The 1,392-nt window shown below is 39.4% G+C and carries 1 protein-coding gene; it reads left to right on the plus strand.

What is annotated here, in order from left to right:
- Window positions 1–203 precede the first annotated feature (203 nt).
- Window positions 204–1,202 carry an NAD(P)H-dependent flavin oxidoreductase gene (locus V7150_RS24170; RefSeq protein WP_335523326.1) on the plus strand — a complete coding sequence of 333 codons (999 nt, stop codon included), beginning with the start codon at window positions 204–206 and terminating at the stop codon, window positions 1,200–1,202.
- The last annotated feature ends 190 nt before the right edge of the window (window positions 1,203–1,392 follow it).

A 1,392-nucleotide genomic window follows, 5' to 3' on the forward strand; every position in this document is an offset into this window, starting at 1 on the left:
TTATAACACGGTATGTGTGTATTTCAACCCTCTATTTCAAAATAAGCGAACGATAAAAAAATAATAATTATCATTGTTCGGTTTTTAAAACGCTTCCAACTTTTCATTAGAGACTTAAAATAATGATTGAATACTCATTCAGTTTCAGGTACTATAAGAATAAGTGACCTATTCTGAAAATTCAAAATCGAGAGGTGGACGTTATGAAAAAATCTATTCCTGAAAACTGGTGGAGTCAATTAAGGTTACCGGTCATATCTGCACCAATGTTTCTGGTGTCAGGCACCGAGCTTGTTAAAAATTGTTGTTTGAATGGTGTTATTGGTTCATTTCCCGCTCCAAATGCAAGACCAATTGAGGTTCTTGACCAATGGATGGGTCAATTAAATGAAGAGCTGGAGGAGGCTCGAGCAAATGATCCACACCGAAAAATTGCTCCATGGGCGATGAATATGGTAGTACATAGCTCCTACAGCCGCTTGCAGGATGAATTGGCTTTAATCAAGAAACATAAGCCACAGGTAGTAATTACTTCCTTGGGTAGTCCAAAACTTGTAGTTGACATTGTTCATGAATACGGCGGCCTCGTATTCTCGGATGTGAGTGATGTAAAATTTGCAATGAAAGCTGCAGAGGCTGGTGTCGACGGTCTGATTTTAGTAGCTAGTGGAGCTGGAGGACATGCAGGACAAATTAATAGCTTTGCTTTTGTTGATATCGTGCGGAGCTTTTGGGACGGTATTATTGTTCTAGCAGGTTCGATTTCAACCGGCAAGGGCATTTTAGCTGCACAAGCAGCTGGAGCAGACTTAGCCTACATGGGTACACGCTTTATTGTTGCAACAGAAAGTATGGCAACAGACGAATATCGTGAAATGTTAGTTGAGGCCACGCAGGAAGATATCATTTTAACGGATGCTTTCTCAGGTGTAAAAGCTAATATGTTGAAACCTAGTATTAAGAAAGCAGGTCTTGACCCGGAACAATTGGTAAGGAAAGACAAGGTTAACTTTGACGATATGCAAAAGGAAACAAATGCAAAAGCCTGGCGGGATATTTGGTCCGCTGGTCATGGCGTTGGGGCTATTGATCGAATTGAATCAACCGCTGATATTATTAACCGTTTGGAAGACGAATACCAAAGAGCACTTGAAACCATTAATCGTAATGCCGGGAAATTAAGTACGATTCAGGTTAATTAAAAATAGCTTTTAGAAAAAGGAACCAATTCATTGTTTGGTTCCTTTTTTCTGTCTTTTTTTGTTTTTCTCCTTCGGCACGATCTTTATCACTTTATAACCCGGTTTTACTTTTATCTTCGTGGTTCCATTGTTGGTTATTACCTGGTACATCGTAAATTTTCGCGGCTGATGTTCTAGCATATCTATTTTC

This window comes from Neobacillus drentensis, from assembly GCF_036965245.1.
GTDB lineage: Bacteria > Bacillota > Bacilli > Bacillales > Cytobacillaceae > Neobacillus > Neobacillus drentensis_G.

Bases quoted from the DNA above. Each gene is read 5' to 3' on its own strand.
- V7150_RS24170 (WP_335523326.1), top strand. From the start codon at position 204: ATGAAAAAATCTATTCCTGAAAACTGGTGGAGTCAATTAAGGTTACCG.